The following is a 1,359-nucleotide window of genomic DNA, read 5'->3' on the forward strand; positions in this document are numbered from 1 at the left end:
CCCTGAAGGGACAGACAAAACCAAATCGCGGATCTCATTACCGCTGTTTTTGCATCCTAGTCCAGAAGTGGTGTTATCAGAGCGTTATACCGCTGACAGCTATTTACAGGAAAGATTACGTGAATTAGGTGTTATTTAAACACTAATACTTCATTTAACAATGATACTAAGCGCCTTCGGGCGCTTTTTTTATGCATTTAATCCGCTAACGAGGTAGAATATCACTTTTGTATTTATTGTATTTACTCTCCCGTTTATAAGGCAACATCATGGCAATTCAGTGGTATCCAGGACACATGCACAAAGCACGTAAAGAGATCGAAGAGGCAATGCCTCAAGTGGATCTCGTTATTGAAGTGCTCGATGCACGTATTCCATACAGCAGTGAAAATCCGATGGTGTCACAACTACGTGGTGATAAACCCTGCATTAAATTACTCAATAAATCTGATTTAGCCGATCCTGAGGTTACCGCCCAATGGATTGAATACCTAGAACGTGAACAAGGCGTTCAGGCATCAGCTATCACAAGTTTACAACCCGGTATGGTAAGAAGCATTCCTGATCTTTGCCGTAAACTGGTGCCACACCGTGACATCATGGAAAAAGACATTCGCACCATGATCATGGGTATTCCTAATGTCGGTAAATCTACAATTATTAATACCTTAGCGGGTCGCACTATAGCCAAAACAGGTAATGAACCTGCAGTCACAAGACGTCAGCAACGTATTAACTTACGTAACGGAATAGTACTGTCGGATACTCCGGGCATTTTATGGCCAAAAGTGGACAATGAAGCCAGCAGCTATCGCCTTGCTGTCACTGGTGCAATTAAAGATACCGCAATGGAATACGAAGATGTGGCAATGTTTGCTGCAGGCTATTTTCTTAAAGCCTATCCTAACGAAATTTGCGAACGTTATAAGCTTGAATCACTACCAGCCAGCGATATCGAATTACTCGAAGCTATCAGTCGTTCTCGCGGAGCACTTCGTCCTGGTGCACGAGTTGATTACCATAAAGTATCTGAACTATTACTGCATGAATACCGCTCAGGAAAAATCGGACTATTAAGCCTTGAAACCCCAGCAATGGCGTAAGTAGAAAAAGAGGAAGTTATACGTAAATTAGCTGAGAAAGAACTCATTAAACAGCAGAAAATAGAGCAAGAGAAACTTAAACGCTCCGGTAAACGTTATAACGATTAAGCCGAATCAAAGTCTAGGTCGTCAACATCAATGCCGGCCTAGCTGTTAATATTCGAAGTGAACTATCATGCTTAAGTCGCCTAGATAAGTAGCTTAGTTAACTCTCCTTAGTTAACTCTCCTTAGTTAACTAAGGAGAGTTAACTAAG

General features: G+C 41.6%; 2 pseudogenes. Both read left to right on the forward strand.

The annotated features are described in order from the left end of the window. A pseudogene (locus tag H5202_RS22540) lies at window positions 1–139 on the forward strand (isopenicillin N synthase family oxygenase); the annotation flags it as partial. 130 nt (window positions 140–269) lie between these two features. Further along, window positions 270–1,211: pseudogene (gene ylqF, locus H5202_RS22545) on the forward strand (ribosome biogenesis GTPase YlqF). The last annotated feature ends 148 nt before the right edge of the window (window positions 1,212–1,359 follow it).

This window comes from Shewanella sp. SG41-4, from assembly GCF_014164505.1.
Lineage (GTDB): Bacteria > Pseudomonadota > Gammaproteobacteria > Enterobacterales > Shewanellaceae > Shewanella.